The sequence below is a fragment of the Lentibacillus halophilus genome, from assembly GCF_039522485.1.
Lineage (GTDB): Bacteria > Bacillota > Bacilli > Bacillales > Amphibacillaceae > Lentibacillus > Lentibacillus halophilus.
Genome location: NZ_BAAADM010000030.1, coordinates 35222 through 61522 on the forward strand (window position 1 = coordinate 35222; position 26301 = coordinate 61522).

The 26301-nt window shown below is 49.3% G+C and carries 22 protein-coding genes; 20 read left to right on the forward strand and 2 right to left on the reverse strand.

The features are described from left to right. Window positions 1-42: 42 nt before the first annotated feature. On the forward strand, window positions 43-636 hold the full coding sequence (locus tag ABDZ72_RS05545; protein ID WP_343751685.1) for a histidine phosphatase family protein: 594 nt from the start codon (window positions 43-45) through the stop codon (window positions 634-636). Between the two features lie 284 nt (window positions 637-920). Here the strand turns inward: ABDZ72_RS05545 and ABDZ72_RS05550 are convergent, their stop codons facing one another. Further along, on the reverse strand, window positions 921-1772 hold the full coding sequence (locus tag ABDZ72_RS05550) for a lipoate--protein ligase family protein (RefSeq protein ID WP_343751686.1): 852 nt from the start codon (window positions 1770-1772) through the stop codon (window positions 921-923). Window positions 1773-1859: 87 nt separating this feature from the next. On the opposite strand from ABDZ72_RS05550, the gene ABDZ72_RS05555 reads away from it, so the two are divergent. The 3 genes from ABDZ72_RS05555 to ABDZ72_RS05565 all read left to right on the forward strand — a co-directional run bounded on the left by ABDZ72_RS05555 (window position 1860) and on the right by ABDZ72_RS05565 (window position 4278). Continuing rightward, entirely contained in the window at window positions 1860-3191 is a 1332-nt protein-coding gene (locus ABDZ72_RS05555; RefSeq protein ID WP_343751687.1) for an HD domain-containing protein, read from the forward strand. After that, a complete protein-coding gene (locus tag ABDZ72_RS05560; RefSeq protein ID WP_343751688.1) occupies window positions 3181-3681 on the forward strand; it encodes a YwgA family protein in 501 nt (166 codons plus the stop codon). Before ABDZ72_RS05555 ends, ABDZ72_RS05560 begins: the two co-directional genes overlap by 11 nt. 72 nt (window positions 3682-3753) lie before the next feature. After that, the gene (locus ABDZ72_RS05565) at window positions 3754-4278 is read left to right on the forward strand and encodes a YwhD family protein (protein ID WP_343751689.1); all 525 of its coding nucleotides are present in this window, start codon (window positions 3754-3756) and stop codon (window positions 4276-4278) included. 186 nt (window positions 4279-4464) lie between these two features. On the opposite strand, the gene ABDZ72_RS05570 is transcribed toward ABDZ72_RS05565, so the two are convergent. After that, window positions 4465-6516, reverse strand: coding sequence for a transglycosylase domain-containing protein (locus ABDZ72_RS05570; protein WP_343751691.1), 2052 nt, complete (start codon window positions 6514-6516; stop codon window positions 4465-4467). Window positions 6517-6950: 434 nt separating this feature from the next. On the opposite strand from ABDZ72_RS05570, the gene ABDZ72_RS05575 reads away from it, so the two are divergent. The 16 genes from ABDZ72_RS05575 (at window position 6951) to ABDZ72_RS05650 (ending at window position 26297) form a co-directional block, all read left to right on the forward strand. Then, window positions 6951-7394: a YwiB family protein gene (locus tag ABDZ72_RS05575; RefSeq protein ID WP_343751692.1), complete on the forward strand. Its 444-nt coding sequence runs from the start codon at window positions 6951-6953 to the stop codon at window positions 7392-7394. After that, a complete protein-coding gene (gene argS, locus ABDZ72_RS05580; RefSeq protein WP_343751693.1) occupies window positions 7391-9064 on the forward strand; it encodes an arginine--tRNA ligase in 1674 nt (557 codons plus the stop codon). The genes ABDZ72_RS05575 and argS overlap by 4 nt, the downstream gene beginning before the upstream one ends. Before the next feature lie 490 nt (window positions 9065-9554). Further along, window positions 9555-11666 (forward strand): (Fe-S)-binding protein, encoded by a 2112-nt coding sequence (locus ABDZ72_RS05585; protein ID WP_343751694.1) that lies wholly within the window; start codon window positions 9555-9557, stop codon window positions 11664-11666. Window positions 11667-11922: 256 nt separating this feature from the next. Beyond that, window positions 11923-13110: an acetyl-CoA C-acetyltransferase gene (locus ABDZ72_RS05590; RefSeq protein WP_343751695.1), complete on the forward strand. Its 1188-nt coding sequence runs from the start codon at window positions 11923-11925 to the stop codon at window positions 13108-13110. A 117-nt stretch (window positions 13111-13227) separates the two neighbouring features. Continuing rightward, entirely contained in the window at window positions 13228-14079 is an 852-nt protein-coding gene (locus tag ABDZ72_RS05595; RefSeq protein WP_343751696.1) for a 3-hydroxybutyryl-CoA dehydrogenase, read from the forward strand. 42 nt (window positions 14080-14121) lie between these two features. After that, entirely contained in the window at window positions 14122-15225 is a 1104-nt protein-coding gene (locus ABDZ72_RS05600; protein WP_343751697.1) for an acyl-CoA dehydrogenase family protein, read from the forward strand. Window positions 15226-15252: 27 nt separating this feature from the next. Beyond that, entirely contained in the window at window positions 15253-16362 is a 1110-nt protein-coding gene (locus ABDZ72_RS05605; RefSeq protein ID WP_343751698.1) for an acyl-CoA dehydrogenase family protein, read from the forward strand. Between the two features lie 422 nt (window positions 16363-16784). Beyond that, complete coding sequence (gene rpoE / locus ABDZ72_RS05610; protein ID WP_343751700.1) at window positions 16785-17318, forward strand: DNA-directed RNA polymerase subunit delta; 534 nt, start codon at window positions 16785-16787, stop codon at window positions 17316-17318. 190 nt (window positions 17319-17508) lie between these two features. Then, entirely contained in the window at window positions 17509-19113 is a 1605-nt protein-coding gene (pyrG, locus tag ABDZ72_RS05615) for a CTP synthase (protein ID WP_343751701.1), read from the forward strand. 188 nt (window positions 19114-19301) lie between these two features. After that, a complete protein-coding gene (locus tag ABDZ72_RS05620; RefSeq protein ID WP_343751702.1) occupies window positions 19302-19673 on the forward strand; it encodes a response regulator in 372 nt (123 codons plus the stop codon). A gap of 168 nt (window positions 19674-19841) precedes the next feature. Beyond that, window positions 19842-20483: a fructose-6-phosphate aldolase gene (fsa, locus tag ABDZ72_RS05625; RefSeq protein ID WP_343751703.1), complete on the forward strand. Its 642-nt coding sequence runs from the start codon at window positions 19842-19844 to the stop codon at window positions 20481-20483. Window positions 20484-20620: 137 nt separating this feature from the next. Beyond that, window positions 20621-21907, forward strand: a complete 1287-nt coding sequence (locus ABDZ72_RS05630; protein ID WP_343751704.1) for a UDP-N-acetylglucosamine 1-carboxyvinyltransferase — start codon at window positions 20621-20623, stop codon at window positions 21905-21907. 150 nt (window positions 21908-22057) lie between these two features. After that, window positions 22058-23026 (forward strand): class II fructose-bisphosphatase, encoded by a 969-nt coding sequence (gene glpX / locus ABDZ72_RS05635; RefSeq protein ID WP_343751705.1) that lies wholly within the window; start codon window positions 22058-22060, stop codon window positions 23024-23026. 511 nt (window positions 23027-23537) lie between these two features. Beyond that, window positions 23538-24818 carry a transcription termination factor Rho gene (gene rho, locus ABDZ72_RS05640; RefSeq protein ID WP_343751706.1) on the forward strand — a complete coding sequence of 427 codons (1281 nt, stop codon included), beginning with the start codon at window positions 23538-23540 and terminating at the stop codon, window positions 24816-24818. 142 nt (window positions 24819-24960) lie between these two features. Next, window positions 24961-25206 carry a type B 50S ribosomal protein L31 gene (locus ABDZ72_RS05645; RefSeq protein ID WP_343751707.1) on the forward strand — a complete coding sequence of 82 codons (246 nt, stop codon included), beginning with the start codon at window positions 24961-24963 and terminating at the stop codon, window positions 25204-25206. Between the two features lie 479 nt (window positions 25207-25685). Next, window positions 25686-26297, forward strand: coding sequence for a thymidine kinase (locus ABDZ72_RS05650; RefSeq protein ID WP_343751708.1), 612 nt, complete (start codon window positions 25686-25688; stop codon window positions 26295-26297). Window positions 26298-26301: the final 4 nt, after the last annotated feature.

Below are 26301 nucleotides of genomic sequence, written 5' to 3' on the forward strand. Positions count from 1 at the left end.
GTTATACTAATGATAGCAAAAACGATTTTGGGGTGAAGCAGTATGACGAAAGTAGGGTTTGTCCGGCACGGCACGACGCTCTGGAATAAGGAGGGCCGGGCGCAGGGCAGCTCCGATGTGCCACTGGATGCACAAGGGCGCCAGGAAGCTGAAAAGGTGGCCGAACGCTTGTGCACGGATCATTGGGATGTCATTTATACCAGCGACTTAAGCCGGGCCAACGATACGGCCGAGGCCATTGCACGTGCCATGGGAGGGATGGATCTTCATCGGGATAAAAGGCTCCGGGAGCGCGATTGCGGCCAAATTGAAGGAATGAACGAAGCTGAACGCACCGCAACTTGGGGATATAACTGGCGGTCACTCGACTTGGGTCAGGAAACGGCTGAAAGCATGGTCGAACGCGGAATGTCATTTCTCAATGAAGTATCCGCCACACACGAAGGCGACCATATTTTAATTGTGAGCCACGGCACCTTTATCAAACAGCTATTAACCCATCTTTCACCGGAAATAGACGCCCAAACATTGCTTGGCAACACGTCCGTAAGCTGCATCGCTTCCGGAGAGAACGGCTGGACGCTTGAATTACTGAATTGTACAAAACACCTCGAACCCATGCAAAGTGAATCCTGAACGGAAAACGGTTTTGAACGACGCGCGCTATCATGAGGTGAGGTCGCGCGACTCGAGCCACAACGCGCGCAGTCATGGGGTAAGGTCGCGCAATTCACGCCAAAAGTCACGCGGTTATGGGGCAACTCGCGCAGTTCAAGCGGGGAGTCGCGCCATCATGGGGTAAGGTCGCGCGGCTAAGGCCGCAACTCGCGCAATAATCGAACGAGGTCGCGCAGCTAGAGCCAAAACTCGCACAGCTCGAGCCAAAACGCGCACAGCGCAGCCCACCCCCTGCGCACCCTTCACTGCATGGCGGCTACGTTCTCGTTCCGTTTCACCATCTGCGCGTATCGCTTCGTGAACTGCTCCCATTCGTCGTCGGAAAAGTCACTGGTGCGCATCCGGTCGCTGACGGCGTTGATTGCTTCCCAAACGCGTGATTTCAAATCATCCACCGTCAATTCCATGCCGAGCAATTCTGATAGTGACGCCATCACGCTCGGTTCAATATCCGGATAATCAAATGATGTTGCTTCGCCTTTTCGTGCCGCTTCATAAAAATCCCGAATCAGTTCCGCGCGCTCCTGTCCCCGACCATTCACATCCAAATAAATCTGGATGGCCGCTCCGTTTTTGACCCGGCGCTGTGAGATGCCAGCAAATTTTCGCCCGCTGATGCTCAAGTCGTAGTCGCCCGGACAGTAGGAACCGACAATTTCATACGCCTCGATACCATCGGTGAGGTCGCGCAGCACATGTTGAATGAATCCGACCATCGCGTCATAGCAGTCGTGAATGGAAATACCTCTGACACTGGGAAGGACGAGGGACAGATTCAGGACACCTGCATCAAGGGGGACAGCGAGCCCACCGGAATTGCGGACGATCGCGTGATAGCCGCGCTCCGACACCAGCCGGATTCCCTCTTTCAGATGCGGCAGACGTGTGTCGGGAATGCCGAGGACGACGGTATCCGAATGCACCCAAAGCCGCACGGCCGCCTCCGTGTCTGCACCGGCAGCGGACAGAGCGAGTACGTCATCAACGGCAAACGACGTTAGTGCGGTATATGCCCGCCCGTGGAAAATATTTTTTTCAGTATGATCCAAATAGCGAAATGCCGTGTGGTGCACGACGTCTTTCCAATGTTTCATAGTGTTCTCCTTTATTCCATCCTTTTAACTTTCACGAAACTATCCTATAATATACTATAACATTGTCGAAAAGAAACAGGTGAATCCATGCCATACAAAGATGAAAAATTGCATGAGGAAAAAGTTTTTAAAGATCCGGTGCACCGTTATGTCCATGTCAATGACCGGGTCATCTGGGATTTGATTGCCACACCGGAATTTCAGCGGCTGCGACGGATTAAGCAGCTCGGGACGACGTATTTGACGTTTCACGGCGCTGAACACAGCCGGTTCCATCATTCGCTTGGTGTGTATGAAATCATACGGCGCATCTTGGAAAATTTCGCGGACAGTCCACGCTGGGATCCAGGGGAACGATTGGTCTCGCTGTGTGCCGCTTTGCTTCATGATCTGGGGCATGGGCCATTTTCCCATTCGTTTGAAAAAGTGTTCAAATTGGATCATGAGCAGTTTACACAAGCGATTATTCTCGGCGATACAGACGTGCACCATATTTTGGAACAGGTCGAGCCAGGCTTTTCCCAAAAGGTGGCCGATGTGATCGACAAAACATATGAGGACAAGCTCGTTGTCAGCCTTATTTCCAGCCAGATCGATGCTGACCGGATGGATTACTTGCAGCGCGATGCGTATTTCACCGGGGTCAGCTACGGGCACTTCGATATGGAACGGATTTTACGTCTCATGCGGCCGCTGGAGGACCAGGTCGTGATCAAATCGACCGGGATGCATGCGGTTGAGGATTATATTATGAGCCGCTATCAAATGTATTGGCAAGTCTATTTTCACCCGGTCACCCGCAGTGCGGAAGTGATTTTGTCCAAAATCCTGCATCGCGCCAAATATTTGTACGAAAATGATTATACCTTTAAGTTGAAGCCGATCCATTTCGTTTCCTTTTTCAATGAATCAGTTGGTCTCCGCGACTATTTGAAGTTGGATGAGACGGTGGTCATGTATTATTTCCAACTTTGGCAGGAAGAGGATGATCCAATTCTGAGTGACTTGTGCGAGCGATTTGTGAACCGGCATCTGTTTAAATACATCGAATTTAATCCGAACGAGCAGATGAACGAGTGGAATGAACTCACGCAGCTGTTCCGCGAGGCGGGTATGGATCCGGATTACTACTTGGAAGTCGACTCGTCGTCTGATTTGCCGTATGATTTTTACCGGCCGGGCGAAGAGGAAGAGCGCCTGCCCATTCACTTGCTGATGCCGGATGCGAGCTTAGTGGAGCTGTCCCGGCATTCGGATATCGTCGAGGCCATTTCCGGTAAAAAACGTACGGACCATAAGCTTTATTACCCGGCGGATCTGGTGAAAAAGCTGTCGGACGACCATCCGGCCAAACGACGAATAGCAGAACTCCTGCATTTGAAGCAACCTTACAAAGGAGCGAATAACCATGCTGACTGATCATGCCAAATTAATGCGGTTTTTTTCCGACGCGGAAGAAGTGAGCGGACGGAAAAAGTTGCAGAAAATGATATATATCCTGCAAAAATGGAACTTCCCGTTTGAAGAGAAGTATCAATTTCATTTTTACGGACCATATTCGGAGGAATTGTCCTTACGGGTGGAAGAGCTGTGCAATCTCGGATTCTTGGCCGAGGAGAAAGAAAACAAAAGCAATTATGTTCAGTATCATTACCATATAACCGGATCGGGAAGAGACTTCTTGCAGCAATTCGGGATGACGATGCCCGATATGACCGAACCGATAGCTCTGCTGCAGGAAAAAAGCTCCCGGTTTCTTGAGCTTGTAGCGACGATGCTTTACTTTGACGGGTTGAGCCGTGATGACGTCAATGAGAAAGTACATACGGTTAAACCGAAGCAACAGTACACCGATCTGGAGCTGGATGAGGCACACCGGCTGATTCAAGCAATGCATCCGGTGCAATGAGCATCCGGATGAACAGCATCGGAAGCGTATGCTACAATGGAAAGCACCATACCGATTTAGGAGGGTTTTGAAATGAGTTCCGATCAATCGTCCAACCAAAAGAAAACGAATCAATTTACGATTATAAAAGATGACCCGAATGATGGTCACGAAGGCTACGGTATTGGCTCCATCAGTCTGGAAAATATGTCATCGGTCATCATCGACCCGAATGAGGACCAAGCGTTTGTTGACATGGAAGCGATGCATGCTCGCAGTGCCGTCGAGCGTCGTGTCAAGTTTCAGTCGGACAGGGATGCGGTTCCTAATGGCCTGGTGTATTGGGTCGTCTGGGTTACGGTTGAAAAAGGCGAAAACGGTCCGTACTTTGCCGGTGTGGGCGGCAGTGAACTCGTTGTCGACCGTTCCATCAAACGTGCTTACAAATCCATGCCGGAGCATGTCAAACATATGGAAGATTCCTTGAAGGGCAAGATCCGGGTGGAACACATGGATGAGCATTCCAAAAAGTTGTTGAAAGACTTTTTGGCTAACTTTGAAGGCGGCGACATGTGGAAAAATTCGACCGATGAATTGAAAAACGCGCTTCCGAATTAATGAACATTTTGTGACCGATCAGTGAATTGTCGGTTTTCGGCTTGTGCTTTTGGATGGAAATTTGTAAAATATGTATACATGGACGGAAACATGGATTACTAGGACACAAAAAGAGCTGACTGCCTATGGGGAGTCAGCTCTTTTTATATGCCCTGTGTACGGGCCTGGAAATGGGTACTTGCGTCATCAGAATAGGAAGTCCATAACTTTTTCCAGCATGCCCGGCTCATCCTTCTTCTCGTCATCCGCATTCGGCTCATCGTCTGGCATGTGCATGGTGCAGTATTTCTGTGGCGCGGTCCCTTTTTTAAAATACATGAGACGGCTTGTGTCACAGTAGGTGGTGGCCCGTTTGCCGCTTTCGGGATCAATACGGATACTGGTGACGCCGGACGGCGCATCAAATGATGAACGGCTGCCGTTTTGATGGGTCTTGTTCATAAAATTGGCCCAGATTTGTTTGGCGTAGCGATGCTCGGTTCGGCCGAAAATTTTCCGGTTATCGTCAAATCCCGTCCAGACCCCTGTCGCGAGCATTGGACTGTATCCGATCATCCAGTTGTCTGCATCGGTGGTGCCTGATTTTCCGGCATAGGTTCTCTCCAGTGTATCAGCGATGCTGGACCCGGTCACGGGCATGTAGCCGTCAAGTGATCGATCAAACATGCCAGTCATCAGTTGCGTTAAAACGAATGTTGTTTGCGGATCCAGCACGCGTTTCTCCTGCTGATCCGCCCGTTCAAAAACGGTGCGACCATTTCGGTTTGTGATTTTGGTAATGGTGTGTCCCTCCACCTGCTTTCCACCATTGGCGATCATGCTGTATCCGGTCACCATATTTTCCACGGTCACAGCCGATGTTCCGAGCGCAAGGGAAGGAACCGCGGGCAACTCCCCGTCAAATCCAAATTGACGGGCGGTGCTCACCAACGTCTCCGGGCCGAGATACAAATTGGTTTTGACCGCATACACATTATCGGATAAGGCGAGTGCTTGGGCGAGTGATATGGGTTTATTGGCATAGTAGCCGTTATAGTTGCTCGGTTGATAAACATTACCATTTTCCAGTCGGAATGCTGTCGGTTTGCTCTGCAGCATGGTGGTCGGCGTATAGCCGTTTTCCAGGGCGGCGTAGTAAAGAAATGGTTTGAAAGCGGACCCCGGCATTCGCTTCGCCTGCATCGCTCGGTTAAACTGGCTGTCGGTATAATCCCTTCCGCCGATAAGCGCACGAATGCCCCCACTCGCAGGGTTCATGGCCATCGCACCGAGCTGAATATCGCTGCTTGACTGAATGACATTGGACGCGCTTTGTCTCAACGTTTTCTGCATCGTTTTGTTAAGCGTGGTATGAATATTGTAGCCGCCAGAACGAATGGTTTCTGTATCCATCTCCAAAATGGATGCTGCTTCGTTCAAAACGGCATCCTGAAAATATGGGGCGAGCGGCACGTTATTCCGTTCGTCCGCCTCGGTAAAGGCGAGATGTTTACGGGTTGCGAGAAAATGCTGTCGCTCGGTAATGTCACCATTATCAAGCATCAAATCAAGAATGCGTCGCTGCCGGCGTTTGGCATTTTCCCTATCATTAAATGGGGAATAATACGCCGGCCCTTTCGGAATGGCAGACATCATCGCCGCTTCCGGCAACGACAAATCGGCTGCTGACTGATCAAAAAAATGTCGGCTTGCCGTTTCCACACCATATTTACCGTGGCCGTAATAAATCGTGTTAAGGTAGCCTTCCAAGATTTCCTTTTTGGAATAGTGCATCTCTAGCCGTACGGTATAAAATGCTTCCTTCAGCTTCCGCATCCACGTCTTCTCATGCGATAAATACAAATTCCGTGCATATTGTTGGGTGAGGGTACTTGCCCCTTCCTTCAGAGAAAGACTTTTCAAATCGGTAAGCAAGGCACCGGCAATCCGTTTCACATCAAAGCCATTGTGTTCGTAAAAACGGGTATCCTCAACAGCGAGTGTTGCTTGAATGAGCTTGGGCGATATGTCATCAAGGCTAACCCAGCGGCGATTTTGGGCACCTTGTTCCTCCCCGATAACGTTTCCATCGATGCCGTAATAAACCGTGTTTTGATCGTTGGTGAGCGGTGGCGGCCCAAGCAGAAAACTGACCGCATAAACGCCGGCGATGAATAGTATCGCTGCTGCAGCCATCGCAAGTGGTATCATGTATATCAATCGTTTTTTGAATGCGTTCAGCCGTAATAATTTCCGCATATGAGATACTCCATTTTCGACAGATGTTACTCCCATTATGGAAAAGAACAAACGGAATTAAACCCGCCTGCCTGCAAAAATCGTCGAGCGGGATTGGATAGAGTGGAAAGTCGCGCAATAATGGGTGGGGTCGCGCCATTCAGGAGAAACTCGCGCAGTAATCCGAGCAGGTCGCGCAGCTCGGGGTGAAGGTTGCGCAGTTCGTGTTGCAACTCGCGCAGCTCCCTCCAAATGTCGCGCAGTTATAACGGAGGTTGCGCGGCTCCACCCCAAACTCGCGCCGTTCCGGTGGCGTTGCCCGGTTTGAGCGTTATGGCTTACAATTAGCGCGAGGCGGAGCAGGGGAAAAGTCAATGTTGTTTTGTGTCGCGTTTGCAATGGAAAGGCATTCATAGATACAATAGGTTATTATATTCATCAGGAGCGTTCAAAAAATGACACACGATGCGAAACAGGTTGCCATTGAGCTCCATACGTCGATTGATGACGATGGTGACATAGAGTACAATACAGTAAGAGAGACAGGTTATTTTTATCAAAAAAACAATATGGATGTGCTCACCTTTCGCGAAACCCTTGACGACGGGGCGCGCCTTAACAATATGATTACCATTCATAAGGACAGAGTGAGTATTAAGCGCAACGGGCCGGTCGTTATGCATCAACAGTTTCAGCCGCATCGGTCGACCGAAAATGTTTACCAGCACCCGTACGGTACGATAGATATGCAAACGTATACGACACACATGGACTATCGCCGCCCTGATCCGGGAAAGGCGGGCTATTTGACCTTGGCCTATACGGTCAAACTGAACGGGCAGCTTGAACGAAACCATCAATTAGCGTTGAATGTCCATCATAAGGAGGAAGGCTCATGACCAATGTGTTGCAACAGACGGAAGATATTTTGAAACAGGAAATTGCTGCCGCAGTAGTTCAGGCCGAACTGGCGACTGATGAGGAGCGGCCGGAAGTGATTTTGGAAAAACCGAAAGAAAAAGCGCATGGTGATTTTGCAACAAATATTGCCATGCAGCTCGCACGCATTGCTAAAAAAGCTCCCAAACAGATTGCTGAGGATATTACCACTCATCTGGATACGGCCAAAGCGCATGTCGACAAAGTGGAGGTAGCCGGTCCCGGTTTCATCAATTTTTTCATGAAAAATGATTTTCTCGGCGATTTGATCCCGGCAATTCTGGAAGCTGGAGATACATACGGCCGGAGCGATGCCGGCAAGGGCGAGAAGGTGCAGGTGGAATTTGTTTCCGTCAACCCGACCGGTGATTTGCATCTTGGCCATGCCCGCGGTGCAGCTTATGGCGACGTGTTTTCCAATGTACTGGAAGCGGCGGGCTACAACGTGGAACGGGAATATTACATTAACGATGCTGGCAGCCAGATTGACAAATTGGCGACATCGGTGGAAACCCGGTACATGCAGGCGCTCGGCCGAGACGCTAAAATGCCGGAAGACGGCTACCGTGGGGACGATGTTGCTGCTATCGGCCGGGACATGGCAGCTGAGTACGGTGAAAAATGGGTGGACGCCGACACATCGGAGCGGCTTTCCTTTTGCCGGGAGTACGGGCTGCAGTCGTCGCTCAACCAGATAAAAAAAGACCTCGCCGACTTCGGAGTGCATTTTGACCACTGGTTTTCCGAACAGTCGCTATACGCTGACAAGAAGGTGGAAGAAGCCGTTCAGACATTGCGGGATGGCGGCTATGTCTATGAACAGGACGGGGCTGTCTGGTTCCGTTCGACCGATTTCGGTGATGACAAGGACCGCGTTTTGATCAAGCAGGACGGCAGCTATACGTATCTGACACCGGACATCGCCTACCATAAGGATAAACTGGAGCGCGGATTCCAGGAGATGATTAATGTATGGGGGTCCGATCATCACGGCTATATCGCGCGGATGGAAGCGGCCATTCAGGCGCTTGGGTATCCGGCGGACAAGCTGGTTGTTAAAATTATCCAGATCGTTAACCTGTACGAAGGCGGAGAAAAACTGCGCATGAGCAAGCGCACCGGCAATGCGGTGGCACTGCGGGATTTGATGGAAGATGTCGGCATTGATGCGACACGTTACTTCTTTGTCATGCGGTCCAACGACACGCAATTCGACTTTGATTTGGATCTCGCCCGTTCCCAATCCAACGACAATCCGGTGTATTATGTACAATATGCCCATGCTCGGATCTGCACGATGCTGAAACAGGCCGAAGCGAAAGGATTTGCCGGAAGTGAGGCGTTTGATGCCAATCTTCTGACTGCCGAGAAAGAAACAGACTTGTTGAAAAAGCTGGGCGCATTCCCGCAAACGATCGCGGATGCTGCCGAAAAACGCGCACCACATAAAGTACCGCAGTATGTATTCGAACTGGCGTCGCAGCTGCACAGCTTTTACAATGCGGAAAAAGTGCTCGACCCGGATCATCCGGAACGCACCAAAGCCCGAATAGCCCTTATGGAAGCCGTCCGCACCACGCTCGCAAACGGCCTTCGTCTGATCGGTATTACCGCACCCGAATCAATGTAATAAAAAACTTGCAGAGGCACCGCCTTTCTGCAAGTTTTTTTTAGACTGAACCATGCTATCAGTCTAATTTTTTAATGACTTTTTGATAAAAGCCATCAAGGATGCTCAATGGATTGTTAGTCTTACCCGGTCGTTTGTCACCTTGTCCATCATTGTCATAACCTTGCCAAGATGATACGAGCTGGCTGCCTACCCTTGCTTGGCCGGATGGCGGGTTTATCAACCGGATTCAGGATATATCAACCAGATTGGCAGATTTATCAACCAAATTTAGAATATATCGACCGTATCGACTGATATATCAACCGGATTGGTAGAATTATCAACCGGATTTAGAATTCCGCAACTTTATGGTGATTCTCTGAATCAGGTTGACTGAATAATCATTCATCGTATAGAGTAGTGACTAAACCAACTGAATTTTCTTAATCAAAAGAATGCAATCGTTGTCATTATGCGTTATACTGTATTTTAAAGGGGGAGGAGCACGATGGATATATTTTTGACGATTAATTGGCTGGCCTTTGCAGCTATTGTTATTTATGGTGTATATTTATTTGTCAAAGTGGTGGCGACACGGGTTTCTTACATAAAACTTGGCAAAGAATCCAACTTTGACCGAGATTTTAAAGAACGCTTCCGGCGTGTTGGCACCATTGTTTTTGGTCAGTCCAAGCTGTTGAAAGATAAAAAATCCGGGACGATTCACGTGATGATGTTCTACGGATTTATCCTTGTTCAGTTCGGAGCCATTGATATGTTCGTAAGAGGACTCGCACCGGGGAGTCACTTGCCGTTCGGCGCTCTGTATCCGGGATTTACATTTTTTCAGGAACTGGTAACATTAATGATATTGGTGGCCGTCGTGTGGGCGTTTTATCGGCGTTATATTGAGAAAATTGTTCGTCTCAAACGTGGGTTTAAAGCGGGTCTTGTGCTACTGTTTATTGCCACATTGATGATGTCCGTATTACTCGGAAACGGGATGAACATCATTTGGCACGGGGAAGCTGCATCGTGGTCGGAGCCAGTGGCGAGTGTGATCGCTCTTGCATTTGGCTGGATGGGCGAAACGGCTGCGTTGGTGGCATTCTATGTGTTCTGGTGGATTCATACGATGACGATACTGGCCTTCCTCATTTATGTACCACAGTCCAAGCATGCGCATTTAATTGCTGCGCCTATTAATGTGTTTTTAAGCAAACGGGAGCCTGGCAAACTGGAAAAAATTGACTTTGATAATATGGATGACGCCACTGATGAAAGTGAGATGTCATTCGGCGTCGGCAAGGTGGAAGATTTCGACCAGCGCCAGTTGATTGATTTTTATGCGTGTGTGGAGTGTGGGCGCTGCACCGATGTCTGTCCGGCATCAGGCACCGGTAAAATGCTGTCGCCGATGGATATTATGGTTAAAGCACGCGATCATCTTACGGAAAAAGGAGCGGCCGTGACGGGCAAATCGCCGTGGGTGCCGTCGTATGCGTTTTCCGGAACGAAAGGCAATCAGTTGGCCGGTGAAGGAGCCAATGAAGCAGCGGCGGGCATGGCGGATGTCAGCCTTATCGGGGACGTTATTACCGAAGAGGAACTGTCCGGATGCACCACATGCCGCGCGTGTGAAGACGCATGTCCGGTTATGAATGAGCACGTCGGGGCGATTATCGACATGCGCCGCTATCTCGTTATGACAGAAGGGAAAATGGACCAGGGTGCCCAGCGCGCTGTTATGAACATCGAACGCCAAGGCAATCCATGGGGCTTGTCCAAGAAAGACCGCATCAAATGGCGTGAGCAGGATGACGATGCGTATATCCCGACGATTAAAGAACTGAAAAAAGAAGATAAAGATTTTGAGTATCTCTTTTGGGTCAGTTCGATGGGATCGTTTGACAATCGCAGTCAAAAGATTGCTCTGGCCTTTGCCAAACTGATGAATCAGGCCGGCATTAATTTTGCTATCCTTGGCAATAAGGAGCAGAATTCCGGTGACACGGCACGACGCATAGGAAATGAATTTTTATTCCAGGAAATCGCTGAGAAAAACATAAGCGAATTTGAAAAAAACAATGTAACGAAAATCGTGACGATTGATCCACATGCGTATAATATTTTCAAAAACGAATACCCCGACTTTGGTTTTGAAGCGGAAGTCTATCATCATACACAGATGCTGTACGACCTGGTGATGAATGGAAAATTAAAGCCGCAACGGCCGATTAACCAGCGGCTCACGTATCATGACTCTTGCTATTTGGGCCGGTATAACGGCGTATACGATCCGCCGAGGGAAATTTTAAATGCAATACCGGGACTTGATTTAATCGAAATGAATCGCAGCAGGGAAAATGGCATGTGCTGCGGTGCCGGGGGCGGTTTGATGTGGACGGAAGATACAACCGGCAACCATATTAACGTCGCCCGTACCGAACAGGCGCTGGAAACCGAATCAACGATGATCTCCAGTGCATGCCCATTCTGCCTCACAATGCTCAGTGACGGAACGAAGGCAAAAGAAGTGGACGAAGATATCGGCACCATGGATGTGGCTGAAATCCTCGCACTGTCCGTATTGACGGAGGACGAAGAGCAGACAGCCTAAAGGTAAAGCCGCGCAGCTCGGAACGGACTCGCGCGAGAATGGGGTCATGTCGCGCCATTCAGGACGCAGCTCGTGCAATGATGAGGTAAAGTCGCGCAACTCGGCCTGAAACTCGCACAGATCAGGGTAAAGTCGCGCAACATCAGGAGAGGATCGCGCAACTCGCGCGGCTGCCCTGAAACGCGCACGACTGGATCTCCCTTCTTTGTCGAGCGAGCGTTCGGTCTAAACAAACTCAGGAAAGGACGTTGGCAATATGAAAAAAAGTGTCATAGCCTCTGGTGCACGCACGCCATTCGGCAATTTTGGAGGCAGTTTGCAGCCAATGACAGCCTCGCAGCTCGGCGGTGCAGCTATCCGCGGAGCGCTGAACCGGGCGGGGCTGGATGGTGAGCGCGTCGACGAAGTCATTATGGGAAACGTTCTTCAGGGCGGCCAGGGACAGATTCCATCACGGCAGGCTGCGCGTTATGCAGGCATTCCGTGGGACGTCAAAACCGAAACCATCAATAAAGTGTGCGCATCCGGCTTGCGCAGTGTCACGCTTGCTGATCAGCTCATCCGGGCCGGGGATGAAGACATACTCGTGGCCGGTGGCATGGAAAGCATGAGCAATGCGCCGTACATTTTGCCCGATGCCCGCTGGGGACACCGCATGGGTGATAAACAGGTCGTCGATATGATGGTTCACGACGGACTCACGTGTTCTTTTGGCGGTGTTCACATGGGCAGTTACGGCAACAGAACAGCCGAGGAATATGGCTTGACGAGAGAGGCGCAGGATGAATGGGCTTACCGCAGTCATCAGCGGGCTGTAAAGGCGATTGACTCCGGCGCATTTGCCTCGGAGATCGTCCCGGTTGATGTGCCGCAACGAAAAAAGGATCCGATTACCGTCGACACAGATGAAACACCGCGCCGCGACACGGATTCAGCCAAACTGGCTAAATTGCGTCCGGCTTTTGATAAAGATGGCACCATTACCGCCGGGAACGCACCAGGGGTCAATGATGGTGCCGGTGCCTTTGTCATTATGTCGGATGAACAGGCGAATCAGCTCGGCAAGACGCCGATGGCCCACATCCTTGGTCATGAGGAAGTCGCCGTCGCGTCGGAAGATTTTCCAAAGACGCCCGGACTTGTTATTAACAAATTATTGAAAAAGACCGGTTACACTGAACAGGATATCTCATTGTACGAAATTAACGAGGCGTTTGCAGCTGTATCGCTGGCAAGCGGACAAATAGCTGATATCGATCCGGAAAAAATCAACGTCAACGGTGGTGCCGTTGCGCTGGGCCACCCAATCGGAGCGAGCGGTGCCCGCATTATTCTGACGCTGATTCACGAACTGAAGCGCCGGGGCGGCGGCCTTGGCATCGCGGCGATTTGCAGCGGCGGCGGCCAGGGTGATGCTGTGCTTTTGGAAGTACCGGGGGAATAAGCGCACCGCTGTTTTATTTCATCCGACTATCGAATGAATGAACGGATCCACTGAGCGGACGGCTGTTTTCATCTTATATAAACCAACGAAACCAATCAGGCAAAGGGAGGCTTTTTCATGGCAATCAACCACATGATGGTGGTCGGCTCTGGGCAAATGGGATCAGGAATCGCCCAGGTATGCGCTCAATCCGGCTACCATGTTTATCTGTATGATGCCAACAAAAACGCACTTGATAAAGGAATGGAAGGGGTGAGAAAACGTTTAACGAAGGCAGTGGAAAAAACACGTATTTCTGAGCATGAAAAGCAAAATACGATGGATCTTCTTCAGCCAGTAACCGATATCGATTCCGTGCGGGAATGTGACTTGGCGATTGAAGCCATCGTGGAAAACCTTGATGCCAAAACGAGTCTTTTCAACGAGCTGGATGCCCGTGCCCCCGATCATGCCATTTTAGCGACGAATACATCATCGCTGCCGATTACCGAAATGGCTGCGGCAACCAATCGGCCCGAGCAGTTCATCGGCATGCATTTTATGAATCCAGTGCCTGTTATGAAACTGGTGGAAGTCATCCGCGGCCTGCAGACAAGTGATGCCACATATCAGGCTGTGGAAGCAATGGCAACCGATTTGTCAAAAAGTCCGGTGGAAGTTGATGACGCCCCAGCGTTTGCTGCCAACCGTATTCTAATGCCGATGATCAATGAAGCCATTTTTGCCGTCCATGAAGGCGTGGCATCGGTTGAGGATGTGGATACGGTGATGACACTGGGCATGAACCATCCAATGGGGCCGATGACACTCGCTGATTTCATCGGACTCGACACGTGTCTTTACATTATGGAAGTGCTCTATGACGGCTATAACGACAGCAAATATCGCCCGTGCCCGCTACTGAAAAAATATGTGCATGCCGGATGGCTTGGCAAAAAAGCCGGACGAGGTTTTTACCAGTATGATTAATCCGGACCACGACAAAAAGGGATGAATGCTGGAGGGGCAACCATGAATTTTCGATTAACGGACGAACAGGAAAGAATTCGGGGCGTGATGCGTGATTTTGCCCAAACGGATGTCTCCCCGCTCGTTGAACGCATGGAACAGGAGGGCCGATTTCCGTCCGAATTGGTGAAAAAAATGGGCAACATTGGCCTGATGGGGATTCCTATTCCGACAGCGTATGGCGGCAGCGGCATGGATTACATATCGTACATCTCGGCCATCATTGAGCTGTCAAAGGTGAGTGCGGCTCTCGGCGTTATTTTATCCGTCCATACATCGGTCGGTACCAATCCGATCGTCCGATTTGGTACGGAGCAGCAAAAGAGTCATTATTTACCGAAGCTTGCATCCGGCACCTATCTCGGTGCGTTTGCCCTGACGGAATCCGAAGCAGGGTCAGACGCCGCCAGCATGCGGACAATAGCTGTCTTGGACGGGGATGATTATGTGCTGAATGGCGAGAAAATGTTCACCACCAATGGCAGGGAGGCGGATACCTTTATCACGTTTGCCCGAACAAGCGGAGAGGGCCGGTCCAAAGGGATCAGTGCGTTTATTGTGGAAAAGGATGCACCAGGCCTTTTCATTGGCAAATCGGAGCGAAAAATGGGGTTGCACGGATCTAGCACTGTCCAGGTTGGCTTTGACCATTGTCGTATTTCCCGGGATCAGCTGCTTGGTGCAGAAGGTGATGGATTCAACATTGCCATGGCAAACTTAAATGTCGGCCGTATCGGTATTGCTGCACAAGCGCTGGGCATTGCCGAGGCAGCGTTGGAGCACACGTCCGCCTATGCCCGTGACAGGGCCTCCTCCCAACTTGCCGAGACGGCGGCAGAGGTGGAGGCGGCCAACCTCTTGACTCACCAAGCTGCATCGTTCGTACAGCGCGGTGTTCCTTGCAACAAAGAAGCATCGATGGCGAAGGTCTATGCGGCCAAAACCGCGCGCAAAGCAGCAACAGAAGCACTTCGTGTGTGCGGCAGGTACGCTTGCACAGAGGACTCCCCAGTGGAGCGTTTTTTTCGTGATGCAAAAGTCACCGAAATATATGAAGGAACCAATGAAATCCAACATAAAGTCATCGCGAAAAACGTGTTGCACTAGTCCGATGAGGAAGGGGGATCATGCTCTATGGACTTTCAATTAACCGACGAACAGGAAATGCTGCGGACGATGGTTTGTGATTTTGCCAAAAACGATGTGGAACCGACGGCTGCTGAACGGGATGCCGAGGAGCGTTTTGACCGGGAAATGTTTGATAACATGGCTAACCTTGGTTTGACAGGGATTCCATGGCCCGAAGCATATGGTGGCATAGGGGCGGACGTCCTCAGCTATTGCATCGCCGTGGAAGAACTCTCACGTGTCTGTGCATCCACAGGTATGACGCTGTCAACACATGTGGCACTTGCCAGCTGGCCCATTTATCAGTATGGAACCGACGAACAAAAGCGGACATTCCTTCACCGACTAGCAACTGGAGAAGCTCTCGGTGCGTATGCCGTGTCCGAATCCGTATCCAGCAGGGACACCGCTGCGATAACAACCGTTGCCAACAAAGACGGCGATGATTATATATTAAATGGGAACCAAGTATGGACTATGAATGGCGGTGCGGCCGACCTTTACATCGTGTTTGCCACGACCGATCCGGACGCCGGCGACGGGAGTATCAGTGCATTCATTGTTGAAAAGGGGACGAAAGGTTTCACGTTCGGCAAAACGGAAAAGAAACTCGGTGTTCGTTCGTCTCCAACAACCGAGCTCGTGTTCGACCATTGTCGTGTTCCGAAAGACAACCTGCTCGGAGCGGAAGGACAAGGTTTGACGATTGCCATGGCTACCCAAGATAGCGGGCGCACCAGCATGGCCGCCCAGGCTGTTGGCATTGCCCAGGGCGCGCTGGATGCCGCGGTGGATTACGCGAAAAAGCGGGAGCAGTTCGGCAAGCCGATCGCAGCCAATCAAGCTATTTCGTTTAAACTCGCCGATATGGCTACGGATGTGGAAGCGTCTCGTCTATTAACCTATCAGGCGTCCTGGCTCGCATCAGAAGGGCAGCCGTACAGAGAAGCGTCAGCTATGTCCAAATTCGTTGCCGGTGACGCCGCAATCCGGATTACGACAGACGCCGTGCAAGTATTCGGCGGCTATGGTTACACGAAAGATTACCCGGTCGAACGATACATGCGCGATGCGACCATCACTCAAACGTTTTTTAGCCCATCGGACGAATGCTGATATAAGACGGTCGCGCGACAATAGGATGAATTTGCGCCACTCGAGGAGAAAGTCGCGCAGTAAACGGCAAGCTCGCGCAACTCAGGGCAAACGTTGCGCAATAACCACTCAACTCGCGCGGTTCTCTCCAAAGGTCGCGCAACTCCGCTCAGAACTTGTGCAGCTCCACCCCAAACTCGCGCGACAAACAAGGAACCCGTTGACGAATAACCATTCCCGGTGGGCAGTCCCGGCTCGATGGCGACTGCCTTATACGACGTAAAAGGCCAGTATTGCCGCCTATGTCAATTCCAAAAAGATTCCGCTGGCATATTCCTTTGCGAATTGTTTATAATGAATGGTATGATATGTAGGCATATGGGCAGGATCATGCCATCGTTTAGTTTTGTGAATGAAATATATGAAAAAGGGAGTGCGGTATCGTGAGCTTGGATCAATACAGCCGCGAAGAACTGGAAGCAACGTCAATGCTTGAACTGGCAAATGATATTCTATCGAATGAACAGAAAGTCATGGACTTTAATGAATTGTATGACAGAATAGCCGACATAAAAGGGTTTACGGACGAGAATAAGCAGGAATTCATTGCGCAATTTTACACCGATTTGACCGTTGATGGCCGATTCCTGACAGCTGGCTCCGGCGCATGGGGGTTGAAACGCTGGTACCCCGTTGAGCAAATGGATGAAGAAGTGACGTCAACACCGAAGAAAAAATCATCCAAGAAGGAAAAGCAGCAGACGAAGCAGCCCAAAAAGAAAGAACCTGAAAAGCAGGAAAACGATGAGGACTTAATGATTGATGATAACTTGCTTGATGATGACGTGGATGATCTGGATATGGATGATGTTGATATTGACAGTGCCGGGGAAGGCATTGATCAGGAATTTGACGGCGACGAGGACACAGAGGAAAACGATGATGATACGAAGGACAACGATAACGATACAAATTAATTAAGCGGCTTGACTTTTCAAACGCGTGTGATTACAATTTTTATTGGGCTCGCTGATTGTTGCGTATAAGCGCTACCCCTGACTGTCGGGGGTGGCGCTTTTTTATTTGATAACAACAACGATATGACACAACCTAATAGCAGCATCGTTTGATTGGGTAATTTTTACACGGAAAGAAGAGGGATAACTCGTGACAAAGTATATTTTTGTGACCGGCGGTGTCGTTTCATCACTCGGCAAAGGAATAACAGCCGCTTCCCTGGGCCGACTGTTGAAAAATCGCGGATTGAAAGTGACGATTCAAAAATTTGACCCGTATATCAATGTCGACCCGGGTACAATGAGTCCGTATCAGCACGGGGAAGTGTTTGTCACCGACGATGGTGCGGAAACGGATTTGGATCTCGGGCATTATGAACGGTTTATCGACATTAATTTAAATAAATACAGCAATATTACGACTGGAAAAGTGTATTCGAGTGTCATCAAAAAAGAACGCCGTGGCGATTATTTGGGCGGGACGGTACAGGTTATCCCCCATATCACCAATGAAATTAAGGAACAGGTATTCCGCGCGGGTCAGGCAACCGAGGCGGATGTTGTGATCACCGAGATTGGCGGAACGGTCGGAGATATTGAATCATTGCCGTTTCTTGAAGCGATCCGTCAAATCAAAAATGACATTGGCAAAGACCATGTTATGTATATTCACTGTACCCTTGTTCCATACATTAAAGCTGCGGGCGAAGTGAAAACCAAACCGACCCAGCACAGTGTTAAAGAATTGCGCTCGCTCGGTATTCAGCCTGATTCCATTGTTCTGCGGTCCGAGCTAGCGATCAGTGACGACATGAAAGAGAAAATTGCACTCTTTTGCGATACGGATAAAAACGCGGTGATTGAAATGCGCGATGCGGATACGCTATACCAGGTACCGATCGCTTTGCAAAATCAGCAGTTTGATCGGCTGGTCTGTGATCACCTCGGATTGCAATGCGAGGAGCCGGAGATGCACGAATGGAATCAACTTCTTTATCGGGTGCGCCATTTGTCCAGAACAACGGAAATTGCGCTTGTCGGCAAGTATGTCGAACTGCCGGATGCGTATTTGTCTGTTGTGGAAGCCTTGAAGCATGCCGGGTTTTCCTATGATACGGATGTCACCGTCAAATGGATTAACTCGGAAAAATGCGATAAGGAAACGATCAAACAGGAGCTGGCCACCATGGACGGCATTTTAGTTCCCGGCGGCTTTGGCGATCGCGGTATTGATGGAAAGATAGAGGCTATCCGCTATGCCCGGGAAAATCGTATCCCGTTTTTGGGTATCTGTCTCGGTATGCAATTAGCCACTGTCGAATACGCTCGAAATGTGCTCGGTCTGGAAGGGGCCCATTCAGCCGAAATTGACCCTGCCACCCCTCATCCGGTCATTGACCTGTTGCCGGAACAGAAAAATATTTCCGAACTGGGTGGAACGTTGCGACTGGGTGTTTATCCGTGTCAACTGATCGCTGATACGAAAACGGCACAAGCGTATGGTGAAGCGGATCTGGTCCATGAACGTCACCGTCACCGGTACGAATTGAATAACGATTACCGCGATGATTTGCAGCGAAACGGTATGATGGTTTCCGGAACCAGTCCGGACGGCCGACTCGTGGAAACGATGGAACTTACGGATCACCCTTGGTTTGTCGCTTGCCAGTTTCATCCGGAATTCAAATCGCGTCCAACACGTCCGCAATCACTGTTTGAAGGGTTTATCAGCGCCGCCACTCATTCGTCATCGTAATTTAAAAGTCCTTGGTTAATGAATAGAAATCGCATCTCTCTTATGATGGTTGGTAGGCAAAAAGGTTCATTTTGGTTATTTTGGTTCATAAATAACAGGATTTTAAGCCATTTATGAAGAATATAAAACCAATACAAGGAATAAAATGTAACGATTGCTAACCGTCTTAAACTTAGGGGATGACGTTAATGATGGAATCCAAGGATATACTTGTGGTGGATGACCAGCCAGGTGTGCGACTGCTGCTCAAGGAAATGTTTACAAATGAAGGATATTGTGTGACAACCGCGGAAACCGGGAAAGAAGCACTTGATTCTCTTTATGCAAGGTCGTTTGATTTGCTTATGCTGGATTACAAGCTTCCTGTGGTTGACGGTGTGCAAGTGTTGGAGCAACTGGAACGGGATCGGATGCACATTCCGTCCATTATCATGAGCGGTATGATCGAGGACATCGAGAAAGTGTCGGAACAATTCAGCATGGTCAAAGAAGTGATCGGCAAACCGTTCGATGTGGAAAACGTTTGCACATCCACCAAAGGTCTATTGGGGACGAATTGATTATTATTATGAAAAGATGTGCGGTCATGGTAAACGATGGCCGCACATTTTGATTTCTGCTTGCCATGGACCGTTCAAATTGGTATTCTTATATTACAGTTTTTTTCGGATATTGGTTTATGATGCATATGGACATGTGTGTAGTTATTGAAAGAGAGGGATAGATTAATGAAATTTTTCGTGGATACTGCCAATATTGATGAAGTCCGGTCAGCTAACGAACTTGGTGTTTTGGCCGGAGTAACGACCAACCCAAGTCTTGTGTCCAAGGAAGGGGTCTCCTTTCATGAACGCTTGAAGGAAATCACCAATGAAGTATCTGGCTCTGTCAGCGCTGAAGTCGTCTCCGAAGATGCGCAGGGTATGATTACCGAGGGCAAAGAGTTGGCATCCATCGCGCCGAATATCACGGTAAAAGTCCCGATGACACTGGAAGGCTTGAAAGCTGTCAAAGCATTCAGCGATATGAACATAAAAACGAATGTCACCTTAGTGTTCAGTGCCAACCAGGCATTGCTGGCTGCTCGCGCCGGTGCATCATACGTTTCACCGTTTTTAGGCCGTCTGGATGACATTGGTCATGACAGCATGGCATTGATTGAATCGATTAGGGAGATATTTGACCTGCACGATATTGGAACGGAAATTATCGCGGCATCGATCAGGCATCCATTGCATGTAACGAATGCAGCCAAACATGGTGCGCACATCGCGACGATTCCGTATAAAGTGTTCGATCAGCTTGTGAAACACCCATTGACCGATCAGGGGATTGAGAAATTTTTGGCCGACTGGAATAAATCAAATTAAGTGCATAAAACTGGAAAAAACGTACATGATAAAGTGACAAGCGAATGCCGGCCGCTGGTTGCAGCCTTTTCCAGTCGGACGTTTGCCACTGGAGCATTCGCTCACATCTTAGCGTTTGTTAAGAGAGGTGCTCACCATTGCAAAAGATACTGATTGAAGGTGGCCATTTACTAAATGGAAATGTCCAGGTTCATGGTGCTAAAAACAGTGCTGTGGCGCTGCTTCCGGCGGCATTATTGGCTGACTCCCACGTCGCGATTGAAGGATTGCCGAACATATCCGATGTTTATGATTTGGGTGACTTACTCGAGGAAATTGGCGGTCATGTTAACTGGGACGGTCGGACAGTCCATATTGATCCCGCCAATATCGTCTCGATGCCGCTCCCGAATGGAAAAGTGAAAAAGCTCCGTGCCTCGTACTATTTCATGGGTGCGATGCTGGGCAAATTCAATCAAGCTGTGATTGGCCTTCCCGGCGGCTGTCATCTAGGTCCGCGCCCAATTGATCAGCACATTAAAGGGTTTGAAGCGCTTGGTGCCACAGTTACCAATGAGCAGGGCGCCATTTACCTCCGTGCCAATGAACTTCGCGGTGCCAGAATTTATCTTGATGTCGTCAGCGTCGGAGCAACCATTAATATCATGCTTGCCGCTGTCAAGGCAAAAGGAAAAACGATTATTGAAAATGCCGCAAAAGAACCGGAAATTATCGATGTGGCGACCCTTCTGACGAATATGGGAGCCAAGATCAAAGGGGTCGGAACGGATGTCATTCGCATTGAAGGGGTGCCGTCGTTGAATGGGTGTCAGCATGTCATTATCCCGGACCGGATTGAAGCCGGCACCTACGCGATCACCGCAGCGGCACAAGGTGATGAAGTCATTATTGATAATGTCATCTCACAACACCTGGAACCCGTCCTGGCCAAACTGCGGGAGATGGGTGTACGGATCGACGAAGGTGATGAGCGACTATTGATTGCTCCGAAAAAACCGCTAAACAGTGTTGATGTCAAAACATTGGTATACCCCGGATTTCCGACCGATCTGCAGCAGCCGTTTACGACCCTGCTGACTAAAGCCAACAACACTGGCGTCGTCACCGATACCATTTACTCTGCACGTTTAAAACACATTGATGAATTGCGGCGAATGAATGCATCGATAAAAGTCGAGGGCGGCTCAGCCATTGTGTCGGGTCCCACTCAACTGGAAGGTGCTCGTGTCACAGCCAGTGATCTGCGTGCAGGTGCCTCACTGGTCATTGCCGGTTTGATGGCAAAAGGTGTCACCGAAATCTCAGGTATTGAACACATTGACCGGGGTTATGAACAATTGACTGAGAAACTGAACAGCCTCGGTGCCAACGTATGGCGAGAAGAAATGAATGAACAGGAAATCGAACAATTTCAAAATTCCTGACAAAAGCTCGAGAGCGACCGCATAGTGAGGTACGGAGCCAGCCGCTGAAGACTGGAACATTGCTATACATCACACGATAAAAACATGAGAACCCTCCGTATAGACGTCCTTTTGGGATGAGGATATTTTCATGAAAAAGGAGAGGGAAAAATGGAACGAAGCTTAACCATGGAACTGGTTCGCGTGACAGAAGCGGCCGCACAATCATCAGCACGCTGGATGGGGCGCGGCAAAAAAAATGAGGCGGATGACGCGGCAACGTCAGCCATGCGCGATGTATTTGACACCATTCCCATGCAGGGAACCGTCGTCATCGGTGAAGGGGAAAAAGATGAAGCGCCCATGCTTTATATTGGGGAAAATCTCGGCACAGGCTCGGGGCCAAAAGTGGATGTTGCGGTCGACCCGTTGGAAGGGACAAACATCGTTGCTCAAGGGACATGGAACGCCTTGTCGGTCATAGCAATTGCTGATGCAAAAAATCTGCTGCATGCTCCGGACATGCATATGAAAAAAATTGCTGTCGGGTCAGAATCCGTTGGCAAAATTGACATTAACGCATCGGTGAAAGACAATCTCGAAGCTGTTGCCAAAGCACGGAATAAAGCCATGGAAGACTTGGTTGCCATCGTTCTTGACCGGCCGCGTCATGCGGAATTGATTGAGGACATCCGATCGGCCGGCGCGCGCATTAAATTGATTCCAGATGGCGATGTGGCTGCGGCCATGAATACGGCATTCGATGACACGGGCGTCGATATTTTAATGGGCATTGGCGGTGCTCCCGAGGGCGTCCTGAGTGCGGTTGCGCTGAAATGCCTCGGCGGTGAAATACAGGGGAAACTGATGCCGGCCAACGATGACGACGTTGCCCGTTGCAACCGAATGGGCATCGCGGACTTGGAAAAAGTATATTATATGAATGACTTTTGCGGCGGTGATGATGCGATTTTTGCCGCAACCGGTGTAACCGATGGCGAACTATTACAGGGCGTTCAGTTCAAAGGAGCGAAGGCAACGACCCAAACGGTTGTTATGCGTGCCAAAAGCGGGACCATCCGCTTCATTGACGGTGAACACAGCCTGGATAAAAAACCGAATCTCGTTATTCAGCCGTAACCCATGGCCGACATCGAGATATCGAATGATCTTAGGAAGAAAGCTGCATGTCCGGCTTTCTTCTTCATTTTAACCATTTCCCAATCGGATTCACGATAACCACGACAGGCAAGGAAGGATCCAAACGTGGGTGTTTATTCCTTGTCACCAGCAATAAAATTCCTCATTACTATCCAAAAAAATAAAACAATAGAGTTGATTATTGACGCGTAACAGGTTATCATGGTATATGTTTATTTATTGAGGTGAACGGTCAAACTATAATGATAGACGAACTTCTATTCTAGCTTCCGGTTACTCTTCCATTTCTTTGATATGTTCAGGCAAACGGAATAGGATAAGCCGTCCACGTGTCATTCTGGACAAGCCTGCCACTCAGCAGCGTGTACACGCCTGAAACCTGCCAATCAGTAATACAAAAAGAAACATTGAACAGCGGTGACGTGCTTCATACAGCCGTCAACGATTGGTTTCATTAATCGTATGCAAAATGAATAAGTGTGGTGATTGAATGGCATCATTAAGCATTTCCCATCTGGAGACATTGACTTTAAAAGACATCTATGCTCTGGCCAGGGAATATAAAGTATCGTATTATGCAAAAATGACAAAGCGGGAACTGATTTTTGCCATATTAAAAGCACAGGCGGAAAAAGACGGCTTTTTGTTTATGGACGGAATCTTGGAAATTATTCCATCAGAAGGATTCGGCTTTCTCCGACCCATCAACTATTCCCCGAGTACAGAAGACATTTACATTTCCGCGTCACAAATTCGTCGGTTTGATTTACGCAACGGTGATAAAGTATCAGGGAAAGTTCGCCCGCCAAAAGAGAATGAACGCTATTACGGGATTTTGCACGTTGATGCGGTCAACGAGGAAGACCCGGAGACCGCTAAGGAACGCGTCCACTTTCCAGCACTGACGGCATTATATCCCGATAGATTCATGCCGTTGGAACGGCAGTCAAAAAATCTATCCACCCGCATTATTGATTTAATGACACCGGTTGGATTTGGACAACGCGGCCTGATCGTCGCACCGCCAAAAGCCGGAAAGACCATGCTGTTGAAAGAAATAGCCAACAGCATTTCGACCAACCATCCGAGTGCGAAACTGATTATTTTACTGGTGGATGAACGTCCGGAAGAAGTGACGGATATTGAACGATCGGTCCATTCCGATGTGGATGTTGTCAGCTCGACATTTGATGAGGTTCCCGAAAGCCATATTAAAGTCTCGGAACTGGTGCTCGAGCGTGCCATGCGTCTGGTGGAACAAAAGCACGACGTCGTTGTTTTAATGGACAGCATTACACGACTTACCCGTGCTTATAACCTGGTCATTCCACCGAGCGGCCGAACACTTTCCGGTGGTATTGATCCGGCGGCATTTCACCGACCGAAGCGATTTTTCGGAGCAGCGCGAAATATTGAAGAAGGCGGAAGTTTCACAGCGCTGGCAACGACACTCATCGATACAGGGTCACGGATGGATGATGTCATCTATGAAGAATTTAAAGGAACAGGTAACATGGAGCTCCACTTGGATCGCAGCCTGGCCGAACGCAGGATTTTCCCTTCCATCGATATTCTGAAATCAGGCACGCGGAAAGAAGAATTGCTCGTTTCCAAAGATCATCTTGATAAAAACTGGACGATCCGTAAAACGATGCAGGATTCCCAGCAATTCCTGGACCGGTTTTTAAAACGCATGCGCGCCACGAAAAATAACGAGGAATTCTTACAGAAAATGGATGAGGAAATGAAGCGGAAGAAGACAAAAACGTGACGGATGACTGACGGCTATTGCAATCATAACGGTGCGCTGTTATAATCTTTTTATGTGAGTTTTAGGGTATCGTCAGTACCTGTCTGGATGTTGCAATTACTCTGTTTCCATAGGTTACAGGGCAAAAAGGAGTGGAAAAATTATGAAACAGGATATCCATCCGGAATACAGAAACGTCGTGTTTTTGGACACAAGCTCGGAAGTTAAATTCATGAGCGGATCCACAGCCTCATCCGATGAAACCATCGAATGGGAAGACGGCAACACGTATCCGTTAATCCGCGTTGAAATCAGCTCAGCGTCACACCCGTTCTATACCGGTCAGCAAAAAGCAGACAAAGCCGGCGGACGCGTCGACCGATTCAAACGCAAATATAACATGAAGTAAGACAAAAAGCTGAGACGACTGATCAGAAGCGGACTCATAAGCAAGGGGCTGTAAAACGCCTGGTTTTTGGCGTTTGGAAGGCCATTGCTTATGACGGCAGCTTCTAGGAGTCGAATCTGGATTGGTTAAAAAGTGGAGTGTGCTCGGTCAGCGGCGACATGCGTAAGTAAGAAAACCGCAGAACGGCGATTTTCCCGTTCGGAGGGTTTATTACTTACGACACGAGCCGCTAGCACACGGAACTGGATTAGGCAGAAAGATGAACGGGCTCGGTCAACGGCGACATAGCTGTTAGTCGGTTCATCTTAGCTGAGACAAAAAATGGAAACCGGTTATTCCCGGTAAAACTGGCTTGAATGCTGGTTGAAAAACAGGCAAAGCATCCATTTTGCCTGTTTTTCACTTTTACGGCCGGGATATGTCAAAGTCATTATCCACAGACTACATAGTAAAGGTGTTTCTGGAAGGGAGATCCTGTCATGCACGTTATGAACCAAAACGGGTGGGTGGAAGTCATTTGCGGCAGCATGTTCTCCGGAAAATCGGAAGAACTCATCCGACGAGTGCGTCGTGCTGCCTATGGTCATTTAACTGTACAAATGTTTAAACCGTCTATCGATGATCGGTTTGCCGAGGATTCCGTCGTGTCACATAATGGAACCTCGATTATGGCACACCCGGTACGCGATGCGGCGGATTTGCTGGATAGTGTCCGCAACCGCCATTTAGATGTTGTCGGTGTGGACGAGGTGCAGTTTTTTGACGACGGTATTGTTGCTGCTGTCGAGACATTAGCGAATAGAGGGACTTGTGTGTTGGCAGCCGGCTTGGATACGGACTTCCGCGGTGAATCGTTTGGTCCAATGCCGACATTGATGGCACGAAGCGAATCGGTCTCCAAACTGAATGCCATTTGTCCGATTTGTGGATCTCCCGCAAGCCGCACCCAGCGACTAATTAATGGCCATCCCGCCTCGTATCATGATCCGGTCATTATGGTCGGCGCATCGGAGTCGTATGAACCAAGGTGCCGTCACCATCATGATGTCCCGGACAAACCTAGAACCGTGACAGCAGCGGCAGTTAATTAAGTAA